The 20,120-nt window shown below is 55.1% G+C and carries 17 protein-coding genes and 4 pseudogenes; 12 read left to right on the forward strand and 9 right to left on the reverse strand.

The features are described 5' to 3' along the window. The first annotated feature begins 45 nt into the window (after positions 1-45). From BS630_RS15125 to BS630_RS38655, 3 genes and pseudogenes are all read left to right on the forward strand, one after another. Positions 46-531, forward strand: a complete 486-nt coding sequence (locus BS630_RS15125; RefSeq protein ID WP_011654219.1) for a MaoC family dehydratase — start codon at positions 46-48, stop codon at positions 529-531. A gap of 167 nt (positions 532-698) precedes the next feature. After that, positions 699-2,147: an efflux transporter outer membrane subunit gene (locus BS630_RS15130; protein ID WP_011654218.1), complete on the forward strand. Its 1,449-nt coding sequence runs from the start codon at positions 699-701 to the stop codon at positions 2,145-2,147. A 205-nt stretch (positions 2,148-2,352) separates the two neighbouring features. Continuing rightward, a pseudogene (locus BS630_RS38655) lies at positions 2,353-2,711 on the forward strand (IS110 family transposase); the annotation flags it as partial. Between the two features lie 92 nt (positions 2,712-2,803). Here the strand turns inward: BS630_RS38655 and BS630_RS15140 are convergent. The 4 genes and pseudogenes from BS630_RS15140 to BS630_RS15155 all read right to left on the reverse strand — a co-directional run. Further along, positions 2,804-3,200: pseudogene (locus tag BS630_RS15140) on the reverse strand (ATP-binding protein); the annotation flags it as partial. Beyond that, positions 3,121-3,465: a Mu transposase domain-containing protein gene (locus BS630_RS38660; protein ID WP_371316936.1), complete on the reverse strand. Its 345-nt coding sequence runs from the start codon at positions 3,463-3,465 to the stop codon at positions 3,121-3,123. The pseudogene BS630_RS15140 and the gene BS630_RS38660, both read right to left, overlap by 80 nt. A 358-nt stretch (positions 3,466-3,823) precedes the next feature. Continuing rightward, positions 3,824-4,678, reverse strand: coding sequence for a calcium-binding protein (locus BS630_RS15150; protein ID WP_011654216.1), 855 nt, complete (start codon positions 4,676-4,678; stop codon positions 3,824-3,826). Positions 4,679-4,964: 286 nt separating this feature from the next. Continuing rightward, positions 4,965-5,156: pseudogene (locus tag BS630_RS15155) on the reverse strand (SfnB family sulfur acquisition oxidoreductase); the annotation flags it as partial. A 552-nt stretch (positions 5,157-5,708) separates the two neighbouring features. Between BS630_RS15155 and BS630_RS15160 the strand changes: the two are divergent. Beyond that, on the forward strand, positions 5,709-6,359 hold the full coding sequence (locus BS630_RS15160) for an outer membrane protein (protein ID WP_026264773.1): 651 nt from the start codon (positions 5,709-5,711) through the stop codon (positions 6,357-6,359). Here BS630_RS15160 and BS630_RS36510 read toward each other — a convergent pair. Next, positions 6,356-6,498: pseudogene (locus BS630_RS36510) on the reverse strand (IS6 family transposase); the annotation flags it as partial. The gene BS630_RS15160 and the pseudogene BS630_RS36510 sit on opposite strands and share 4 nt — an antisense overlap. A gap of 358 nt (positions 6,499-6,856) precedes the next feature. Between BS630_RS36510 and BS630_RS15165 the strand changes: the two are divergent. Continuing rightward, the gene (locus BS630_RS15165; protein ID WP_003551769.1) at positions 6,857-7,600 is read left to right on the forward strand and encodes a helix-turn-helix transcriptional regulator; all 744 of its coding nucleotides are present in this window, start codon (positions 6,857-6,859) and stop codon (positions 7,598-7,600) included. A 218-nt stretch (positions 7,601-7,818) separates the two neighbouring features. On the opposite strand, the gene BS630_RS15170 is transcribed toward BS630_RS15165, so the two are convergent. From BS630_RS15170 to BS630_RS15185, 4 genes are all read right to left on the reverse strand, one after another. Further along, complete coding sequence (locus BS630_RS15170) at positions 7,819-8,268, reverse strand: protein RhiC (RefSeq protein ID WP_011654213.1); 450 nt, start codon at positions 8,266-8,268, stop codon at positions 7,819-7,821. Between the two features lie 88 nt (positions 8,269-8,356). After that, positions 8,357-8,944, reverse strand: a complete 588-nt coding sequence (locus BS630_RS15175) for a tail fiber protein (RefSeq protein WP_077978095.1) — start codon at positions 8,942-8,944, stop codon at positions 8,357-8,359. Between the two features lie 121 nt (positions 8,945-9,065). Then, a complete protein-coding gene (locus BS630_RS15180; protein ID WP_011654211.1) occupies positions 9,066-9,761 on the reverse strand; it encodes a protein RhiA in 696 nt (231 codons plus the stop codon). Between the two features lie 513 nt (positions 9,762-10,274). After that, a protein-coding gene (locus BS630_RS15185) for an IS5 family transposase (protein WP_122330915.1) occupies positions 10,275-11,035 on the reverse strand; the annotation gives its coding sequence in 2 pieces (ribosomal slippage) (positions 10,275-10,696 and positions 10,696-11,035; 762 coding nt in all). 157 nt (positions 11,036-11,192) lie between these two features. On the opposite strand from BS630_RS15185, the gene BS630_RS15190 reads away from it, so the two are divergent. The 7 genes from BS630_RS15190 to nifE all read left to right on the forward strand — a co-directional run bounded on the left by BS630_RS15190 (position 11,193) and on the right by nifE (position 20,088). Then, a complete protein-coding gene (locus BS630_RS15190) occupies positions 11,193-11,744 on the forward strand; it encodes an acyl-homoserine-lactone synthase (protein ID WP_011654208.1) in 552 nt (183 codons plus the stop codon). A 322-nt stretch (positions 11,745-12,066) separates the two neighbouring features. After that, positions 12,067-12,225, forward strand: a complete 159-nt coding sequence (locus BS630_RS37360; RefSeq protein WP_020048084.1) for a hypothetical protein — start codon at positions 12,067-12,069, stop codon at positions 12,223-12,225. An 88-nt stretch (positions 12,226-12,313) separates the two neighbouring features. Further along, positions 12,314-13,414 carry an asparagine synthase-related protein gene (locus BS630_RS15195; RefSeq protein WP_245310408.1) on the forward strand — a complete coding sequence of 367 codons (1,101 nt, stop codon included), beginning with the start codon at positions 12,314-12,316 and terminating at the stop codon, positions 13,412-13,414. Between the two features lie 1,065 nt (positions 13,415-14,479). Continuing rightward, positions 14,480-15,373 carry a nitrogenase iron protein gene (nifH, locus tag BS630_RS15200; protein WP_011654205.1) on the forward strand — a complete coding sequence of 298 codons (894 nt, stop codon included), beginning with the start codon at positions 14,480-14,482 and terminating at the stop codon, positions 15,371-15,373. Positions 15,374-15,475: 102 nt separating this feature from the next. Continuing rightward, positions 15,476-16,981 carry a nitrogenase molybdenum-iron protein alpha chain gene (gene nifD / locus BS630_RS15205; RefSeq protein ID WP_011654204.1) on the forward strand — a complete coding sequence of 502 codons (1,506 nt, stop codon included), beginning with the start codon at positions 15,476-15,478 and terminating at the stop codon, positions 16,979-16,981. Between the two features lie 90 nt (positions 16,982-17,071). After that, complete coding sequence (nifK, locus tag BS630_RS15210; RefSeq protein WP_011654203.1) at positions 17,072-18,613, forward strand: nitrogenase molybdenum-iron protein subunit beta; 1,542 nt, start codon at positions 17,072-17,074, stop codon at positions 18,611-18,613. Positions 18,614-18,666: 53 nt separating this feature from the next. Beyond that, entirely contained in the window at positions 18,667-20,088 is a 1,422-nt protein-coding gene (gene nifE, locus BS630_RS15215; RefSeq protein ID WP_011654202.1) for a nitrogenase iron-molybdenum cofactor biosynthesis protein NifE, read from the forward strand. Positions 20,089-20,120 lie beyond the last annotated feature (32 nt).

A 20,120-nucleotide genomic window follows, 5' to 3' on the forward strand; every position in this document is an offset into this window, starting at 1 on the left:
CCGGAAAATCCAGGACTTGATCAGACATCAAAAAAGTGAGGTCGTATGCACGAACTTTCGCTCGCCGACGTGCCGTCGCGAATTGGCCAGGAGCTCGGTAAATCCGAATGGATCACCGTCGATCAAACTACAATCGATCTCTTTGCCGATGCGACACACGATCATCAATTCATCCACGTGCACCCGGAACGCGCGGCAGTCGAAAGCCCGTTTGGTGGCACTATCGCTCACGGCTTCCTGACACTCTCGCTTCTGTCGGCGATGAACTTCAGCGGCATGCCAAAGATCCGCGAGCAGACCATGGGCCTTAACTACGGCTTAGACCGGGTGCGTTTCATGTCACCAGTTAAGACCGGCAGCCGTGTGCGCGGTCGCTTCGTTCTCTCTGAATGTCAATTTCGCGGCGCAAGCATGCTGGTGACTACCTACGAGGTTACGGTGGAGATCGAGAACGAGAACCGACCGGCACTCACTGCTAATTGGATCACTATCATTCAGTTTGATCCGAACGACAGGCCTAAAGGGATTTGACGCCAGCTCGCGCCAGCGGGTGTCGACTTGTTGTTTTGGCTGCACGCGATTTCGTAGTGTCACGCCGGAATTCTCGATCTGCTGCGTCGGCAATTGCGCGCTGGCATCATCCTTTGGGCAGGCGAAACGGGTTTGAGTTGAATTTCGCTGTAATGGAGGCTGATTGATTGCATTCGTTCCGTCTGGCCGCTGCGGTGTTGCCGCTACTTTTGTCATCTTGCATGCTCGGGCCCGACCATGCACCGCCGGAAACGCCTTTGCCGGAGAAGTTTTCCGAGGGTGCAAAACAGAGCGCCGGCGATGTTGCGGTGTCGGCGTGGTGGGATTCGTTTTCAGATCGTACGCTCAACCAGTACGTTGCCTCCGGCCTGGATGAGAACCTCAGTGTTCAGCAGGCGCTCGAAAGGGTTAATGCCGCCGCCGCGGACGTCACCATCGCTGGCGCCGGGGGCCTTCCCAAGGCATCACACACGACAAGCGGCGAGATCGGCAAAGGGGGAGATATCACGAGCACACAGAATATCTCCAGCGTGCAACTATCGTTGACCTGGCTGCTGGACGTATTCGGTCAGTACCGGCGCAGCACTGAAAGCGCACTGGCTTCTCTTGATTCTGCGCATGCGGCTGTCGACGCCGCAAAGCTAGCTCTAATCAAAGATCTTGTTTCCTCCTACATCGACGCCCGGTACTACCAGCAGCGCGTCTCGATTTCCCGAGCGAACCTGAAGTCCCGCCAGGAGACCTACGATTTCACGAATCTTCAAGTCGAAGCGGGAGCGGCTTCCCGGCAGGATGTCTTGCAAGCCGAAGGACTTGTCCGATCGACGATTGCCGAAATACCAAGGCTAGAACTGAATTTTCGCGTGTCGGCGCATCACATTGCGGCCCTCCTCGCTTTGCCGTCGGAAACAGTGATCAAGCAACTGCAGAAAAGTGAAGGGCAGCCGGTCTATCGCGGAAAGATCAATGCCGGCATTCCCGCCGATCTTATTCGCAATCGATTCGATATTCGCCAGGCTGAACGGGATCTCGCCGCCGCGACTGCACAGATCGGCGTGGCGGAAGCACAGCTTTACCCCGCGATAACGCTCTCCGGCTCGATCACCCCTTCCTATATCAAGCAGCGCGGCCGTCACGGGGGTATCTTGAAATGGTCCTTCGGGCCGAGCCTTGACCTCCCAATTCTGGACGGCGGCCGTTTGCGGGCAAACGTGGAGACTTCTAAATCGGACGCCGCAGCAGCCTACATAAGCTGGAAATTAACCGTCCTGACAGCTGTGCAGGAAGTCGAGGACGCTTTGACAGCCGTCCGACGCGACGTTCACACAGAGAACTCACGTCGCAGGCAAGTAGAAACGATCGAAGAAGCACTGAAGCTTTCGACGGCCTCGTACACGGATGGCGCCTCTTCTCTCCTCGATGTTCTCGAAGCGCAAAGGCAGGTGTCCAGCGCTCAGGCGAGCCTCGCTGCGGCGATCCAGCAACTGGCCAAGGATCACGTGCGGTTGAATGTAGCAATCCGCGGTGGTTTTGCGGCTCCCAAAGTCGCGTCACCCAGGGAGGCCTCGACGGTTGCAGCCGCAAATGCAAACATCCAATCCGCACATTCGCCATAGCCGAGCGCTGGATGCGGGATGGTTTAACCTGATCAAGTCATTAGCGCGCCAGCGCCTGAGTTGTATTGGCGCCGGCCGGGAGGTCGTCCAATCGCGGCACATGCCCTTCACCACCTCCCGCTTACGAGCAGGGCTTAGAGCTAATGGGATGGTCCGCCCTGTCTCCCGAGAGCATAACGGAGGTGGGCAAAGGAGGGCTGAAATTATGGATCGCAACCAACTGCGCCAATGCGCCGTCTTCGGCATCGATATCGGAAAGAACCTCTTCCACGTGGTCGGCCTGGATAGTTCCGGCGCGAGACGCTACTGCAGTTCTTCGAACGAGCGAACAGAACGCTTGTCGGAATGGAATCCCGTCCGGGTTCCCAATGGCTTGCGCCAAGTTGCAGACGATGGGGCATTCCGTCCGCATCATCCCGGCGCAGTGAAGTCTACGCAAAATCGAACAAGAATGACATCATCGATGCTGCGGCGATCGCAGAAGCTGCAAGGCGACCGACGATGCGCTTCGTTGGCATTAAGCAAGCCGATCAGGTCGATCTTCAGATGTTGCATTGGGTGCGTATTCCGATGAAACCGGCCACCGATTCCGATTTGAAGCCGGCTATTTTTCGGGCTGATCCTGGGTCTGTTTGATGTTTGGATCGGGTTTTGTGTCAGGTCAAGCTTTGCTGTGTTTCAAGCGCCATCGGTGAACGCTGTTTGCGCATACTTTCGCCAATGAGATCGATGCCTCGGCGTTGTGAACGAGGCGATCCAGTATCGCATCGGCGGCGTTGGGTTTGAAATAATTTCCCACCAGCGATCCAGGGGCACCTGGCTTGTGACGATCGTCGAGCGACGCTCGTAGCGGTCTTCGATGATCTCGAGAAGATCGCGGCGCTGATCATCGTTGAGTTTTTCCGGTCCCTAGTCATCGAGGATCAGCAGGTCGGTCTTGGCGATAGATTTGGGGATTCTGCCGTATCGCCCGTCACCCCTTGCAAGCGCGAGCGTGGCGAACAGCCGGGGAACGCGGTGGTATGCAACGGAGAAATCCTCGCGGCATGCTTTGACCGATGGATGCGGCCCAGCGCCGAAAGCGATCTGGTGTCCACTCAGCGTATCGCCGGTGGGAACTGGGCATGTGATCTGGGTCGGTTCCATGACGACAGCCGCCATAGCGGCGCTGATGGACGGCGATGCGCTTGCCGCGGTAAAAGATCTCGATGGTGCGCGCCGTTGCTCTAAGATCGACCTGCTGGCGAATGAGGGCATGAGGGACGGAATAGAAGAAGCTTTTGAACTCGACGTGATAATCGGTCGAGACACGGAGCAGACGCCATTCGGCGAATTCGTAGTTTCACCCGGGAGGCTAGCGAGCGCAGCACGTTCGACACGTTCAAATACTTGCCGCCGGGTAAACACCCAATCGACGCATGAGGTGATCGTTGATGCGATCAAGTGCCAATAGCGGCATTGGCCTCAGCCAGCGAGAAGAAAGTCAGCTTGCGCAACCGCCCCAGGATGCAGGTGGCGCATGGCGGCGTCGTCATCGGCGACGAGAACTTGTTTCAATGGCGTACCTTTACTGGTGCAGTCGATCAATAAAATCACGTCGTTTCTATTTTCAGTTCCCTGCGCCATGTTGGAAAAGAGAAGCGCCCCAAGGGTGGAACGCTCCTCGGATCATCGAATTAAATGAAGCCGAAATTTTCCGCCGTAAGCGAGGTAAGATCCGACATGTCGTGCAGATTGTCGACATGAGCGAAGGCATGCGCGTGGTTCGCAGAATCGACATAGGCTAGTGTCGCACCGTGAGTTTCGCCATCTTGACCGAGAGTTTTTTGATCATGGAAGACAATGATGTCACCGCGGGCTTCGTGATCAATAGCAGTCGCGGCGGCAGCGGCAGACGCAAAGCCTCGATCAGTGATTACCACGACGTGCTCGCCGTGCGCGCCTTCGGCCGCGCCGTTGTAGAAGGTGTCCACAAATTCGCCCGGAAAGCCCTTGGAATGATTGATGAAATTTGCATCAAACAGATTCCGGTCACCACCGAAATCTGCGGCGTCCAGGACAAAGCGGTCCTGCTTCGTGTCGAAATCCATCACACTCGTATAGCAGTGCGTTGTTCCAACCATAGGGTCGTGGAACCGAAACACGAAGGCGTCGCCGTCGTCGCCGCCAGTCAGAACATCTGCGCCGTCACCAGCCACAAGTATATCGCTGCCAGGGCCGGCGTAGAGCACGTCATCGCCCTCGCCGCTATGCGGTATTACGCGGTGAGGGTCGGTGACGTATAAGGGGTAGGAGGCGTCGCTGTACAAGAGATCGTCACCACCGTCGGCATGGATTACGTCTGAGCCTTTCCCGGCCCAGACAATGTCATGGCCCGGACCGGCCGTGATGCTGTCTTGGCCGTCACCAGCTTTGATCCGATCATCGCCGTTGCCGGCATCAATCCAGTCGTTCTTCTTGCCGCCATCGATTATGTCGTTTTCAGGGGATCCTTTGATAAAACTGCCGTTATCACTGCCTTTGATATTCATCGCATATACTCCTTATTAGGCAACGGGCGCCGCCTGTGCCCCTTATCTTTTCCAAGAGCGAATTAGTGAAATCCATTGTTTTGATATGACCTATTTGAATGACGGATGCGAAAATGTTTATCTCGGCCGCACGGCACGCCCTTCGTAGTTGGCCGGCAGATATGAAAACGACTGGGGGCTATGACGATCGGCGGCCGTTGACGAAGGCCACAACTTCTTCCCTCGTATACGCTGAAGACAAATCTGCAGAGCACCTGATCTCAGGGTGCTTTGCAGATCGAAAACCTCAGCTCCAGGCGTGGAGCGGTGGCTTCTCGCCGTTCAGGAAATACTTACCCAAAATGGCGTACTTCCAGCGGACGGGTCGTGCAGAGTATGGGTGCGGGCGTTGCGCCAGTGGCGATCAAGCCCGTGCTCTGCAAGGGTCGAGCGCGTTGAGTATCTTCGCTTCGGCGGTAACGATCTGGGCTTCCGCAACGGCTCAGGAAGAACAAATTGCGATGCTGATCACCAGCAGGAACAGCGCCGAGATACTGGTCTCGACGACGCCGTCAATGTTCTGAATATCCTCACTAAACTATAATATATTTGAAAATATATGACGTATAAGTTTGCTTTAAATGGCGAAGTATCAATCCATTACCGATTTTTGATATAACATAAACGAATATACGATTAAATATATCCTCTGCATCTCTTGTCTTAAATCAGGTAATTGTAGAGAGTCTGCTTATGAAAGCAGGTATGACAATGCTGAAATATTCAACAAGGGCTGTCGCAGGGAGGAACGTCGGGGGCTATGGTCCAGGAGGAAGGCTCCAGCACAGCAGGGACAACGCCTCCTATGTCCCGAAGAGCGTCGGGTCGACTCAAGACCCAACGGACGCGAGGCGAAACTTGATCCAGTCGAGCGATTTGGCTTTTCTCATGGAAGCTCATGATGCCCTCTCCGCGAGTAAGGCGTGGTTTGCAGACCCTTGCGCGTCCAGCCCAGCACCGGATGTTAGTTTCGTTCGTTATCGAGTTACATATGTCGCTAATTAAAAGAAAAATCTTCTCCGTGGGCGTCTCGATGCTAATGGCATGCGGCGCGTCGGCGGCCGATCTAGCTGACCACAGCGTTCCGAGCGCCCCCTCTTATGACGCACCGGGAACCTTCTCGTGGGCCGGGGCTTACGCCGGTCTTCATGGAGGTGTCGCGGCCTCCAAATTCAACCCGTTCAACAATGGTCGCGCCCCAGCGGTGGGCGCTCAGGTAGGTTACAATTTCCAGGCTGGATCGGGCGTTTTCGGCGCAGAACTGGAAGGCTCTTACTTGAACAACGAAGTACGTGTGCCCGTCGGCAACGTGGAAAGCCGCTTCCGAGGTGCCGCGAAAGCGAAGGCTGGCTTGGGCTTTGATCGCACTTTCGTCTACGGCACCGCGGGCGTCACAACGACCGAGTTCGAGGGCCACCGCCTCGTATCCGGATCGGACAAATGGAAATCCGGGCCGGATAGCTGGAAACACGGCTACCTCTTTGGTGGCGGCGTCGAGCACGCGTTTTCGGGCGGCGTGTCGGCAAAGATCGAGTACAACTACGTCATTAACAACGCCGTCCCGACCACGAGTGGAGGCATCAGCTCAAGGTCCGACCTCAACGATAATGTAATTGAGGCGGGCCTAAACTTTCGCTTCTGACGAATTCGTCTGAAGCCTTGAGCAAAACCCAAATACAAGGCAACCGCCCGCACGATCAGCCATGCCTCGAACAATGCCGGCGCTTGAAACCATCCATCGATTGCCGCTTCAGCTTTTCGGCAATAGCATTCAGAATCATCGGCTCGCTCCACAACTTTCGGAACGGCAATCATCTTCCCATGTCAACATACCGTTGAGCGCCAAAATTTGCGACAGGCCCTGCTTTGAAGTTCTCAGTCGTCTGCCGTACGGTTCCGAGTGAATGCGAAGCTATGGCGATCGGGCTGACGCACTCGGTTAAAATTGACGGCTCGAATTGTTTTTCAGACGAGCGGCGCCAAACGGTTTGCCGAGGACGATCCCGCCTGAAGATGCGCTTTTTGGTTGTATGCATCAAGGGTATATAATATGGTTTTCAGAGTTTAGCTGCCCACGGAACTGGACACTCACTGCTTAGATGTGAGGAAGTTAATCTTGCACCGAACCGGGAGGTTGTCGTGAAGGAAGAATCCTCAGCGGTCTCGAATCTGGTGTTCGATTTCCTGTCAGAGTCAGCCAGCGCAAAGAGCAAAGACGATGTGTTACTCTTATTTGGAAAAATTTCGCAGTATTTCGGGTTTAGTTATTTCGCGATATCCGGCATCCCCTCGCCTATTGAGCGAATTGATTCCTATTTCGTTTTGGGCAATTGGTCAGTCGGGTGGTTTGATCGTTATCGTGAAAACAATTATGTCCACGCCGACCCCATAGTGCATCTTAGCAAGACATGCGATCACGCATTTGTTTGGTCGGAAGCTCTGCGAGATCAAAAACTCGATCGGCAGAGCCGTCGTGTCATGGATGAGGCACGCGAATTCAAGTTGATTGACGGCTTCAGCGTTCCTTTACACACTGCCGCTGGGTTTCAATCGATTGTCAGTTTTGGAGCGGAAAAGGTAGAGCTCTCAACCTGCGACCGAAGCGCGCTCTATCTGATGGCGGCTTACGCGCACAGCTTGCTCCGCGCCCAAATTGGGAATGATGCCAGTCGAAAAATTCAGGCCTTACCCATGATCACAACGCGAGAGCGCGAAATCATCCATTGGTGTGCCGCAGGCAAAACAGCAATAGAGATCGCAACGATTCTCGGACGATCCCATCGAACCATTCAAAATGTCATTTTGAACATCCAGCGAAAGCTCAATGTGGTTAATACACCTCAGATGATTGCCGAAAGCTTTCGTCTCAGAATCATTCGCTGAAGCATATGGAGTTTTCGGCCACTTCAAAGATCGGGCCTGTTGGATCACGACAGCCATCATGATCAGATAGTAGCCCCGTTGAAATGCAGAGCTAAATCTGCGTCTGAATTGATAGACAGGCGCAACACAGTTTTCGGTAGGTCGAGCAGGCAGCATCGATTGGGGGGCTGCGAGGACGTGCTTTGAATTTGTTTCCCCAGAAGTCGTCCAATGACCGCCTACCGCCAGACGGCCCCCCCGAATTGACCAGTCGCGTCTTTTGGGGTGATCCCCGACAGATCGCAGTGGTTGGCATTTTCTGGTCGGGCAGCTTGGATCAGCCGCGCACTTTTAACCGGCGCATTTATCATGCAATACGCGTTAAAGCGTGCGGGTAGCCCTGGCGTTGTATTCGCCTGGTTGCCATTTGGCCTGCAGTTGACGCTTGCCCCCTCCAAACGCCCCGATGGATCCACGGGCTCACCGCTGAAGTCGCATGTTTTCCCGGTTGACGTTCCCGGATTTCCAACCGGACCGGCAAGCGTGACGCCGCGGATCACGACGCCAGTTTCTACGGGCTTCGCCCCCACCTTGCCTTTTTGCTGCTCCTCAGCCGCGGCACCCTGCGCGAACGTGACGGTCAGAGCGAAAGCAGCTAGCCATCCGAAAGCTCTCAAAGTAGCAGTCATTAAGGTTCTCCTCTTTTGCCGGCCGGCAAGATGTCGCTTCCGGACCGATGTCTCTAAATCGAATGAAAGGACCTACACCCCTTTCAAGTTACCGAAACTTGATCAGGTAGTTCACGGCCACGTTCTTGGGACGCGTCTCAAGAGCTGTGCGTGCCGGATTTTCGGGTGAACCTGTCGATTTGCTTGAGATGGAAGTTCCGGCGGCATTGCCCTGCTGCGAAATTCCCGCCGGCGTCGTTATCTCATAGGGATGCGCGTGAACTTGCAGAGCATCGCATTGGAGTGATCCAACAACATTCGCAACATTATTGCCGGTTGGATCTAGCCGTCGTTTCGCGTCAGGGTCCATACCGCCACCGGCATCGAAACCGCGCAGGAACAGCCCACGGTAGTCTGGAATCCGAAATTCCAGATCGGCCGTAGAATTCCGCTCTCCATAGAGTCCGCCGAGAACGGCGTAGAGTTCTGGATAGACGGCTGCCCTGAGATAGCGTCCATCGCAAAGCATCCATCCCTGGGCTTCGACGTAGCTGATAGGAGCTTCCGCATTTGTACCCGCAGCCTCGCCAGAGCTTGCGCAGGGCGTGTTGCTCCAGATTGTATTGACCGAGCTCGAGATAGGGGCAACTTGCCCCGCAAAGGGACACACCGCACCGATTGGAGGCCCTGCAAACATCGTTGGTTCCTCGGGCAATATTGATGTGTGAGGAAAGGAGTGCCAATTATCAGCAACAACAGGCACTCCCATGCATCAGTTCCGCCCTGACGGGCGGAGCTGAAGCCAATTCACCCTGCCATCAAGCCGGGTTGATATCCCAGGTATTGTCCTCTTGGAGCACGCCTACGAGATTGAAGACGGCAGAGGGAAACTTGGCTTCCCTGGTCTGGGTGATCGTGTCGATGCTGAGCACCGACCCGATAGTGACATTCGTTCCCGCCGCAATCCAATAGCTCGGAGTTGGCGTGAACGTGTGGAGCAGATTGGTGCCCGCTTGTGCAACATAAGTCCCTGTTCCGGACATGCCGATGCCCACGGAGAACCGGTTGTTTGGCACATTGCCAGCATCGTTGATGACCAGTGATCCTGCAGGATCCCCCTTGATCGGCGCGGTCAGGCCAGGTCCATCGCTTAATGAAAAAGTAGTGGTGTTTCTCCCGCTGGGGCTGCAGTCCTCCACCCCGGAGGCAAAAAAGTCCACGCCAGGAATCAGTTGTCCCGTGTCGCTCCAGACGAAATTATAGGCGAGCTCCCAAGTGAACTTGATTTGATTGCCAACCCGAATTTGATACGGAGAGCAGAACCATGCCAAGGAGAAGACATTGGCAACAGGTTGAGGCATCTTTTGATAGACATAGAAGGTCCAAGGTTGCGCCGATTGATTCTTCAGCAATAACGAATATTGCGTTCCTTGGGCAAGCGCTGCGCTTCCCGGCTGTGATGCACGGGCATGATCCGTCATTTCCTTGTCTACGTAGCTGACATGCAAGGACATTTAACTCTCCCTTTTCCATTGATTTTGTGTCTTCACGCCAGGACTGATCCAATCGCTTGGACCGCTTCTTGGCCCAGCTCCAACTGAGGCGAGTGTTATTGGAGACACCAATTCAGCTATAATCATTTCCGGGTGACGTAAATGAGTAGATTTACTCCCTGACAGACCACGATTAACCCATAGGCATGCCCCCGAAACCCGGGACGGTAAGAGCGGCCGAAGTCTATTTGGTCGGTAGCAGATAAGCACCGGCCGAGATGGCTTTCTAACGTGATCCCATCAACGAAAAGCGGCCTGAGAGGCGGCTTGATCGAGCCCCTGGCGTCTTTGACGCACACCGTATGCTCTGCAAATTTACTCTAGCGGTACGAGATGATGGCATTCTTAAGCCCGTTTTGGCGATCTTTCCGTTACCGCCATTTCCCATGCCGCGGGGGATTGTTTGATTTCAAACCATGGTAGCGCGACGAACGACGTTAATCATCCGCGACCTAGGCCGTAGTGACGATTTAACTATTTGAGCCAAATAGCGATAGCGGCGAGTTTAACGAAGCCCATGAAGTTTGCGAGCAGCTTGTCATATCGGGTTGCGACGCGTCTGAACTGTTTGAGCTTGTTGAAGAAGCGTTCGATACGGTTTCGCTCCTTGTAGAGATCGGCGTCATAGGGGCGCTGGAGCTTGCGGTTGCGTTTCGGCGGGATGACGACGTCAGCACCGGTTTCAGTGATCTTGTCGCACAAATGATCGGCATCATAGCCCTTGTCGGCAATCGTAGCGGCAGCCTGGATGCCATCGACGAGATCGTGAGCAAAGGCGATGTCGTTACGCTGTCCGGGAGATGCGATCAGACGAACCGGAAGCCCGAGCGCCTCCGTCGCGGCATGGATTTTGGTGCTTAATCCGCCCCGAGACCGGCCCAGGCCCTGGGCATCCGCCCCCCTTTGACCTTACGCGCCCCTGCCGCATGCTGGTGTGCCCGCACGATGGTGCTGTCGATCATCAGCCATTCCAGGTCTGCTTCTCGGGCAAGCATCGCCAGCATCTCATCGAGCACACCCATTTCGATCCAGCGGTAGTAACGCCGTTTCACCGAGCGGTAGTCGCCCAGTCGCTCGGGCAGGTCGCGCCAGCGGCTGCCGGAACGGGCCATCCACAAAAGCGCGTCCAGAAACAATCGATTGTTCGTGCGCGGACCGCGTTTGCCCTTGGTCCGTCCCGGCACAAAACCTCTGATCCGTTCCCATTGATCATCCCGAAGGGCATCGCAATCCATCACTGACCTCCAAAAGTCAGCGTTGAATCTGATTTGCTTGCCCTTGGGAATCCCAAGACATTAAATCGTCACTACGGCCTAGCTCAGAAATGAGTATTTCTACTCATTTTCAAGGACAGAAAGATCGCGCATAGTGATCTCCGGGGGTCAGGGAGCGATGATGAAGATTTGCATTGGGGACTCTCGGGCTAACGCCGTAATCATGGAGAAAATCTGGCGGTTTCGACACCAGCAATTTGTGGAACGACGTGGATGGCAGGCATTACGCAAGAGTGACAGACGGGAAATAGATCAGTTTGATCACGATTGCGCTATTCATTTTAGCGTTCTCAAGAACGATGCGGTGATCGGGTATTCTCGGCTCCTTCCTACGGTGCAGCCGCATCTTCTTTCAAGCGTCTACCCGCAAATCATGCGGGGCCAAAAGTGGCCAAGGTCGCACGACGTTTTCGAATGGACGCGGTGGGCGGTTGCAAGCGGTGACGAAAGGATTGACGGGGTTCGAGTATCGCGGGTTTTGATGATCGGGTTGATGGAGTTTTGCCGCGTTGCCGGCATCACCTCGCTCATCGGCGAGACGCACCCAAAGCTGATAAACTCCTTGCGCGCCAACGGGTGGCAAACACACATCCTCTCAGAGCCCAGCATTTTCGAAAACGAATTAGTCGTGCCACTCGAAGTCATCCCATCGTCCGCCCCGCAGACGTGAGGGCAACTAGCTAGCATAGGAAATTCCGCTCGATGTTTGAACCTTACGGCTCAGGAATTTTTGGTCACCAGTTCGCCGCCAGTCCGGCTCAGAAGCGCACAAGTCCCCGCCCGGAATTCTTTTGCACAAGCGGTGCTACATCGCAATCAATGCTTAGGTCAGAGAGCCAGTCACGTAGCCGCCCGGATCGATTGCAGCCTAATGATTCCGCAGCCTATGCCACCCTAGAACGGCATGGGACAGTCAGTGTACCTCAGTCACTCGCGTAATTGGCATCCCTTTAGGGGGACGGCGAGGAGAGCAACCAACGGAGAGTCATAACATGGAAACGACAACTAGCCGCAAGCCCGTTAATCTCATCGGTAGCGAGTTGAGCGTGTTTGCCAAGGCGCCGCGCGTCGGACCGACCCCTTCGACCGCAGAAATTGCTGCCATGATCAAGGGGGGCAAGCCAGGCGACATGGACAAACTGGACGTTTAAGTTTCATCCGTGTGACCGTCGCCAAGGCGGCGGTCACTGGCCCTTTAGATTTTCATCAACTAAGCGATCACCATGTTCAAGGGAACGATTGACCGAGGTCATCTCGTACGTGGCTGAACCCCCGATGTACCCGCCCTACCCCAACATCTCTATCAAGATCCTAGACCATCCTTTGCTCGAAAGCTTCCGGTGGGACACCAGTGATCAAATCATCCTGATCTGCCGCGAGCGTTCTGCCGAAGCGAATGGGCACCTTGTGGCACTCAGGGATTGGCCGATAGAACGAGCGCAGGATTTCTGTGCTTTTGGGCAATGGCCATTGGACTATCAGACAATTTCGATCAATCGCCATTCCGGCACGGTGACCTTCAGCGCCGGACATGGAGGTGTTGCGCCACTTTATCTGAAGGTCAGCGGCGAGCGCATCGAGCTCTCCTGGTCGATAGCGGACTTTTATTCGGGCATGACTCTCCCCGACGTCGACACGGATCGAACCGGCCTGCGTCTTGTGGGGACGCTCCCCTATGCAACAACCACGATGTTTCGCTGTGTTTTCATGCTGACGGAGCGCGCGTCACTTTGCATCAGCAGGACGGGAGCCATCGAGACGAAATATCCCCCTCCGGCACCGTATTTCATCCCGACTCCGCTTGTGGATGAGGCCGATGTTGCAGCCGCAGCATGCCGTTTGATCGACACCCTGCTGCGTCGCTGGCCCCTCACGCCGGCCCTCACGGCTAGCGAATTCAGCGGAGGATTGGATTCGGCAGTCGTTGCCGCCATTTTGGCGGGGCAGCATCCTGACGCCCTGCAAACCTATGCCTTGGAGGTCGAGGGGCCAGCTCGAAGTCAACAGACTTCGCGGCGCGAAATAGCAATCGAGCACTTTGGCTTCCACGACCAAACGCTGCGTGTTGACACGGTACCAATGGTTCCGTGTGGGTTCGAGGTGAGTAGCGACTACGTCCCCGCGCCCTACAATGCCGATCTGCAGCGGCCTCTCCATCAACTATTGAAGTCGCTCGCAACTGCCTCAGCCCCACGGGCGGTCGCAACTGGTACAGGCGATGATGAATTGCTAATGGCCCATGCTTTCGAGCAAAATCACGAGCAATTCGCTCGTAATATTAGCGATGCATTCCTTCCTGCGATCCTTCCCTCCGCCATGACACTGGTACTCAAAAACTGATTGCCCGACTATGCAGTAAGCTGCGATCGAGCACCCTTTCCTATTCTGCCGATCTCGGTACTGGAGGCACACGCCGCGCGGGCTCCTTTGTTTGCGAGCCATGGCATATGGCCAATTAGCCCATTCGCCCAGCCAGAAGCCGTACGATTTTATCGGAGTTTGCCTTTAGCCTGGAGGCACGAAAAGGCGCTGCATCGCCGGATGTTGGAACGGCTTGGATATCCCAAACGGTTCTTCGGAGTTTCTATAAGAGAAAATTTCGAACACTATCTGACCGGCTCGCTGATTATCGGTGCTAGCGAGATCACTAATCAATTATCCCGTCGTTGCCTGCTGCATGAAGGGGACTGATCGATGCTGACCGCCTGATCGCCACAATAGACGACATCCGATACGATTCTCCGCTTAGCGATCTCGGCTTTATCTTCCACGCGATTAACGTTGAACACATGCTTCGGCGAATTGACGGAACTTGAAGGAGATCACCCGCTATCGCAGCGGGGACTTCAACACGCCTGCAACTGGTAACCCGTGCATCGCCGCGGAACGAGGCCGATGGGTTCGCTGCCACTTTGAAATGTCGTGCTTCTGGAGCGAGACTTATATGAACATTTGCCATCGCTCGCGCCCAGACGCCGCGTCAATGACGTCTTCCTCGTGAAGTGGATCGCTAGCCGTGGCGTAGTCGAGTGACATGGCGCTTGATCATCGCCGGAAACAGCCCTTTGCGGCAAGTGATCAGAATTCGTTACTGCTGGTCTGGTGATGGGATACAGGCTGTTCGAACAATGGTCCTAGAAGCTACACATGGATAAATGAGACATCCTGTCGGCTGGTCAGATATTCGACATTGTCATCACCTTTGTCGGTTACGTGACAAGCGTTCCTGTTCTCAATCCCGCATCTTTGCGCCCACATAACTGGAATCGCAGTAAATTATTGTTCGTCATCTCTATCGGCCTGCTTGGCACGAATCTTGTGAGCTATAGCGAGGCAGCGGAACGGCCTCCGCATCCACGTTGCGGGATAACCGCATTGCCTCGAACACATGAAGGAACGCCAAACATGGCAGCTCTGCGTCAGATCGCATTCTATGGAAAGGGCGGCATTGGCAAGTCCACTACATCCCAAAACACGCTAGCCGCCCTTGTGGACCATGGGCAGAAGATCCTCATCGTCGGCTGTGACCCTAAGGCCGATTCTACGCGCCTGATCTTGAACTCGAAGGCCCAGGATACGGTTCTTGATCTCGCTGCAACGAGAGGTTCGGTTGAAGATCTTGAACTCGAAGACGTGCTCAAGGTAGGCTATAAAGGTATCAAATGCGTGGAGTCTGGCGGCCCGGAGCCAGGCGTCGGCTGCGCGGGACGCGGCGTTATCACGTCGATCAACTTTCTCGAGGAGAACGGCGCCTACAACGATGTCGACTACGTGTCTTATGACGTGCTCGGTGACGTTGTGTGCGGCGGCTTCGCGATGCCGATCCGTGAAAACAAAGCTCAGGAAATTTATATCGTCATGTCCGGCGAGATGATGGCGCTCTATGCCGCCAACAATATCGCCAGGGGCATCCTGAAATATGCTGCAGGCGGCAGCGTACGCCTGGGCGGCCTCATTTGTAACGAGCGTCAAACCGATCGCGAACTCGACCTCGCCGAAGCGCTGGCTGCCAAACTCAATTCTAAGCTCATCCATTTCGTGCCACGCGACAACATTGTCCAACACGCCGAGCTTAGAAAGATGACGGTGATCCAATATGCGCCGGACTCTCAGCAAGCGGCCGAGTACCGAACACTTGCCCAGAGAATACATGACAATTCTGGCAAAGGCACCATCCCGACCCCCATCACCATGGAAGAGCTTGAGGACATGCTTCTCGATTTCGGGATCATGAAGACCGACGAGCAGATGCTTGCCGAACTTCAAGCCAGGGATGCCAAGTTGAAAGCTGCCCAGTGATCACACTGACACGAGCGCGCAGCGACACGCAAAGCACCCGCCATCCCGTGAGGGAGGTTTCGCCGATGTGGCTTCAGCCGGATTTTCCAAGGGGTTGGGTTAATGACCTTCAAATACGCCAATGACAGTGATTTACATGCGAAGCTTATAGCGGATGTGCTGTCGCAATATCCGGACAAAGCAGCGAAGCGCCGAAGTAAACACCTTAGCCTGGCAACGAGCGAAAAGGACGCCGGCGAGGACCCAAACGCGATTAGCGAATGCGAGGTAAAGTCGAATATCAAGTCTGTTCCAGGCGTGATGACGATCCGCGGCTGCGCTTACGCCGGTTCAAAAGGTGTCGTCTGGGGACCAATCAAGGATATGGTTCACATTTCACACGGGCCGGTCGGCTGTGGTCAATACTCCTGGTCGCAACGTCGCAACTATTACGTCGGTCTGACAGGCATCGACACTTTCGTGACGATGCAATTTACCTCCGATTTCCAGGAGAAGGACATCGTTTTCGGCGGTGACAAGAAACTGGAAAATGTCATCGATGAGATCGCTGAACTTTTCCCGCTAAGCAATGGCGTCACCCTGCAATCAGAATGTCCGATCGGCCTGATTGGCGACGATATCGAGGCCGTAGCTCGAAAAAAGGCCAAAGAACACGCGACGACCGTCGTGCCGGTACGCTGCGAAGGCTTCCGTGGCGTGTCGCAATCGCTTGGCCACCACATCGCCAACGACGCAATTCGAGATTGGGTCTTCGACAAGAAAGACATAAAATTCGATCCAGGTCCCTACGACGTAAATGTCATAGGCGACTATAACATTGGCGGCGACGCATGGGCCTCGCGCATCCTGCTCGAGGAGATCGGATTGCGCGTGGTCGGCAACTGGTCCGGAGATGCAACTCTCGCCGAAGTGGAGCGCGCGCCGAGAGCGGCACTCAACCTCATTCACTGCTATCGGTCGATGAATTACATCTCCAGGCACATGGAGGAAAAATATGGCATCCCTTGGATGGAGTACAATTTCTTTGGACACTCCCAAATCGATGCCTCGCTGCGCGACATAGCCAAGCACTTCGGGCCGGAGATCCAAGAAAAAGCCGAAAAGGTCATAGCCAAATACCAACCCCTCGTTTGGGCCGTAATCGACAAATACTGGCAGCGCCTTTCCGGCAAACGGGTGATGCTCTACGTCGGGGGATTGCGTCCTCGTCACGTCGTCACCGCCTATGAGGACCTCGGGATGGAAATCGTAGGAACCGGCTACGAATTCGGTCACGGCGACGACTATCAGCGCACTGGCCATTATGTAAAAGAAGGCACGCTGATCTACGACGATGTGACTGGCTATGAACTTGAGAAATTCATTGAGGGAATTCGGCCCGATCTCGTCGGGTCCGGCGTTAAAGAAAAATACCCGGTGCAGAAAATGGGCATTCCATTCCGTCAGATGCACTCATGGGACTATTCTGGTCCGTATCACGGTTATGACGGCTTTTCGATTTTCGCCCGAGACATGGACATGGCCATCAACAATCCCGTTTGGGGTCTTTACGACGCGCCGTGGAAGAATGACCGCGCCTCGGCGGATGGCAGTAGCATGAGGACCTAATATTCTCGAAGAAAAATGCGGGAGGCCTTACGCGCCGAAGGTCTCTGATCGCCACCATGTCGTCGCAGCCAGACCGAAAGAGGTGACCCTATGCCGCAATCAGCTGAGAAAGCTCTCGACCATGCGCCTTTGTTCTGCGAGCCGGAATACAGGCAAATGTTGGCCGAGAAAAAGCTGAACTTCGAACGCCCACACCCGGAAAAGGTCGTGTCAGACCAGCGCGAATTCACGAAGACTTGGGAATACCGCGAGAAAAACTTGGCCCGTAAAGCCCTTGTCGTTAATCCAGCCAAAGCCTGCCAGCCACTCGGCGCGGTTTTCGCAGCGGCGGGATTCGAACGAACGATGTCGTTCGTCCATGGCAGCCAAGGTTGCGTTGCCTACTACAGGTCGCACCTATCGCGCCATTTCAAGGAGCCGTCATCGGTGGTCTCGTCATCAATGACAGAAGACGCCGCTGTATTTGGTGGCCTGAAGAATATGGTCGACGGCCTCGCCAACACGTACAAGCTCTATAACCCGAACATGATCGCGGTATCGACCACATGTATGGCCGAGGTCATCGGAGATGACCTGCATGGTTTTATCGAAAACGCCAAAAGTGAAGGTTCTGTCCCGCGAGATTTCGATGTCCCCTTCGCCCACACACCTGCCTTTGTCGGCAGCCATGTCGATGGCTATGACAGCATGGTAAAAGGTGTGCTGGAGAATTTCTGGAAGGGCACCGCGCGAAATGAAGCCACCGCTACTATCAACATCATTCCTGGATTTGATGGCTTCTGCGTTGGGAACAATCGCGAACTAAAACGCCTGCTCGACCTGATGCAAGTGACTTACATGTTCATCCAGGACGCATCAGATCAGTTCGATACGCCTTCCGATGGCAAATTTCGGATGTATGACGGCGGGACCAGCATCAATGACGTGAAGGCGGCGTTGAACGCGGAGTGGACATTGTCCCTGCAATATTACAACACTCGCAAGACGTTAGATTACTGCAGAGACGTTGGACAAGCGGCGACCTCCTTCCACTACCCTCTCGGCGTCGAAGCTACCGACGAACTTCTGATGGTGATATCGGAAATTTCCAGCAGAGAGATTCCCGAGGCGATCCGTCTGGAGCGCGGCCGACTCATCGATGCGATGGCGGACAGCCAAGCTTGGCTATACGGAAAGAAATACGCGATCTATGGCGATCCAGATTTCGTCTATGCGATGGCGCGCTTCATCATGGAGACCGGCGGCGAGCCAACCCACTGCCTCGCCACAAATGGCACCTCAGCTTGGGAGGACGAGATGAAGGAACTCCTCGCATCCTCGCCCTTCGGGAAGAATGCACAGGTCTGGCCAGGCAAAGATCTCTGGGCACTGCGCTCGCTACTGTTCACAGAGCCGGTGGATCTCCTGATCGGAAATTCTTATGGGAAGTATCTTGAACGGGACACCGGTACCCCACTGGTTCGGCTGATGTTTCCAATTTTCGACCGGCACCATCATCATCGATTCCCCCTCATGGGCTACCAAGGCGGACTGCGTCTTCTAACGTCGATCCTCGACAAGATCTTCGACAACCTCGATCGCGAAACAATGCACGCGGGTGTGACAGATTATTCGTATGACCTCACTCGCTAGGAGCGGCGGTCGGCCAGGCGGCCTATCTCTCAACCAGATATGAAGGCAGACGAATGTCCTCGCTCAACGCCAAAATCAAAGATGCCTTCCACGAGCTAGCGAGTGAAAGGAGCGGCAGCAAGGGTCCTAAGGCGCGCCGAAGGAATTGCGCGAGGCCAATGGCCCCGGGAACGGCCGTCGGCGGTTGCGCTTTCGACGGCGCCAAGGTCGCACTGCAGCCGATCACCGATGTCGCACATCTGATTCACGGGCCACTCGCCTGCGAGGGAAATTCCTGGGACAACCGTGGCGCTGCCTCGTCAGGTCCAACGCTTTGGCGCACGAGCTTCACGACTGATCTTACGGAAATCGACATCATAATGGGACACAGTGAACGGAAGCTCTTTAAAGCGATCCGGGAAATCAAGGATGGGTATGCGCCCGCGGCAATCTTTGTCTATTCAACCTGCGTTACAGCGATGATCGGTGACGACATCGACGTTGTTTGCAAGCGAGCGACGGACGAATTCGCCTTTCCAGTGGTGCCGGTCGATGCGCCAGGTTTTGTCGGATCTAAAAACCTCGGCAACAAGCTAGCGGGCGAGGCGCTGCTCAAGCATGTCATAGGTACCGTGGAGCCCGATGAACCGGGCCTTTGCGACATCAACATACTCGGCGAATTTAACCTCTCGGGTGAGTTCTGGCAGGTGAAGCCGCTCTTGGATAAGCTCGGCATTCGCGTCCGTGCCTGTATTCCCGGAGACGCGCGATATCTGCAAGTCGCCTCCGCCCACCGCTCACGCGCGGCGATGACGGTGTGTTCGACAGCGTTCGTTACGTTGGCACGTAAGATGCAGGAACGCTGGGACATTCCGTTTTTCGAGGGCTCCTTCTATGGCATCTCCGGCACCTCGGAGGCGCTCCGGCGGATCGCCGATCTGCTTGTAAAGAAGGGTGCTGCCCCCTCGCTTTTGCATCGCGCGGAAATCCTTGTAGCGGAAGAAGAGGAAAAGGTGTGGAAGAGGCTGGAAGCGTACCGACCTCGCCTTGAGGGCAAGCGCGTGCTTCTAAATACAGGCGGCGTGAAATCCTGGTCGGTCGTCCATGCCTTGATGGAGATCGGCATGGAGATCGTCGGCACGTCAGTCAAGAAATCGACGCTCGAAGATAGGGAGCGAGTGAAACAGACCCTGAAGGAGGAGAACCTTCTGTTCGAGACGATGTCGCCGCGCGAGCTTTTCTCGCTTCTACTCGAGAGAAAGGCTGACATCATGCTATCGGGCGGACGCACCCAGTATATAGCGCTAAAGGCAAAAATGCCCTGGCTCGACATCAACCAGGAGCGTCATCACGCTTACGCTGGCTATGAGGGAATGGTGCAACTTGCTCGACAAATTGACCTGGCAATCCAGCATCCGATGTGGCCGCAGGTGCGCGAGCCGGCGCCATGGGAGCCGGCCTTGGTCGCTGAAAAGCGAGCGAAAAGAGAAGCGTAAGCGCGTCGAACCAAACCCGCGAGATCACTCGC

Source organism: Rhizobium laguerreae (assembly GCF_002008165.1).
Lineage (GTDB): Bacteria > Pseudomonadota > Alphaproteobacteria > Rhizobiales > Rhizobiaceae > Rhizobium > Rhizobium laguerreae.

Coding starts and splice junctions, on each gene's coding strand:
- BS630_RS15180 (WP_011654211.1), bottom strand. CDS start 9,761: ATGTCCTTGCATGTCAGCTACGTAGACAAGGAAATGACGGATCATGCC.
- nifD (WP_011654204.1), top strand. CDS start 15,476: ATGACCTTCAAATACGCCAATGACAGTGATTTACATGCGAAGCTTATA.
- BS630_RS15125 (WP_011654219.1), top strand. CDS start 46: ATGCACGAACTTTCGCTCGCCGACGTGCCGTCGCGAATTGGCCAGGAG.
- BS630_RS15175 (WP_077978095.1), bottom strand. CDS start 8,944: ATGTTTGCAGGGCCTCCAATCGGTGCGGTGTGTCCCTTTGCGGGGCAA.
- nifH (WP_011654205.1), top strand. CDS start 14,480: ATGGCAGCTCTGCGTCAGATCGCATTCTATGGAAAGGGCGGCATTGGC.
- nifE (WP_011654202.1), top strand. CDS start 18,667: ATGTCCTCGCTCAACGCCAAAATCAAAGATGCCTTCCACGAGCTAGCG.
- BS630_RS15190 (WP_011654208.1), top strand. CDS start 11,193: ATGATGAAGATTTGCATTGGGGACTCTCGGGCTAACGCCGTAATCATG.
- nifK (WP_011654203.1), top strand. CDS start 17,072: ATGCCGCAATCAGCTGAGAAAGCTCTCGACCATGCGCCTTTGTTCTGC.
- BS630_RS37360 (WP_020048084.1), top strand. CDS start 12,067: ATGGAAACGACAACTAGCCGCAAGCCCGTTAATCTCATCGGTAGCGAG.
- BS630_RS15160 (WP_026264773.1), top strand. CDS start 5,709: ATGTCGCTAATTAAAAGAAAAATCTTCTCCGTGGGCGTCTCGATGCTA.
- BS630_RS15170 (WP_011654213.1), bottom strand. CDS start 8,268: ATGACTGCTACTTTGAGAGCTTTCGGATGGCTAGCTGCTTTCGCTCTG.
- BS630_RS15150 (WP_011654216.1), bottom strand. CDS start 4,678: ATGAATATCAAAGGCAGTGATAACGGCAGTTTTATCAAAGGATCCCCT.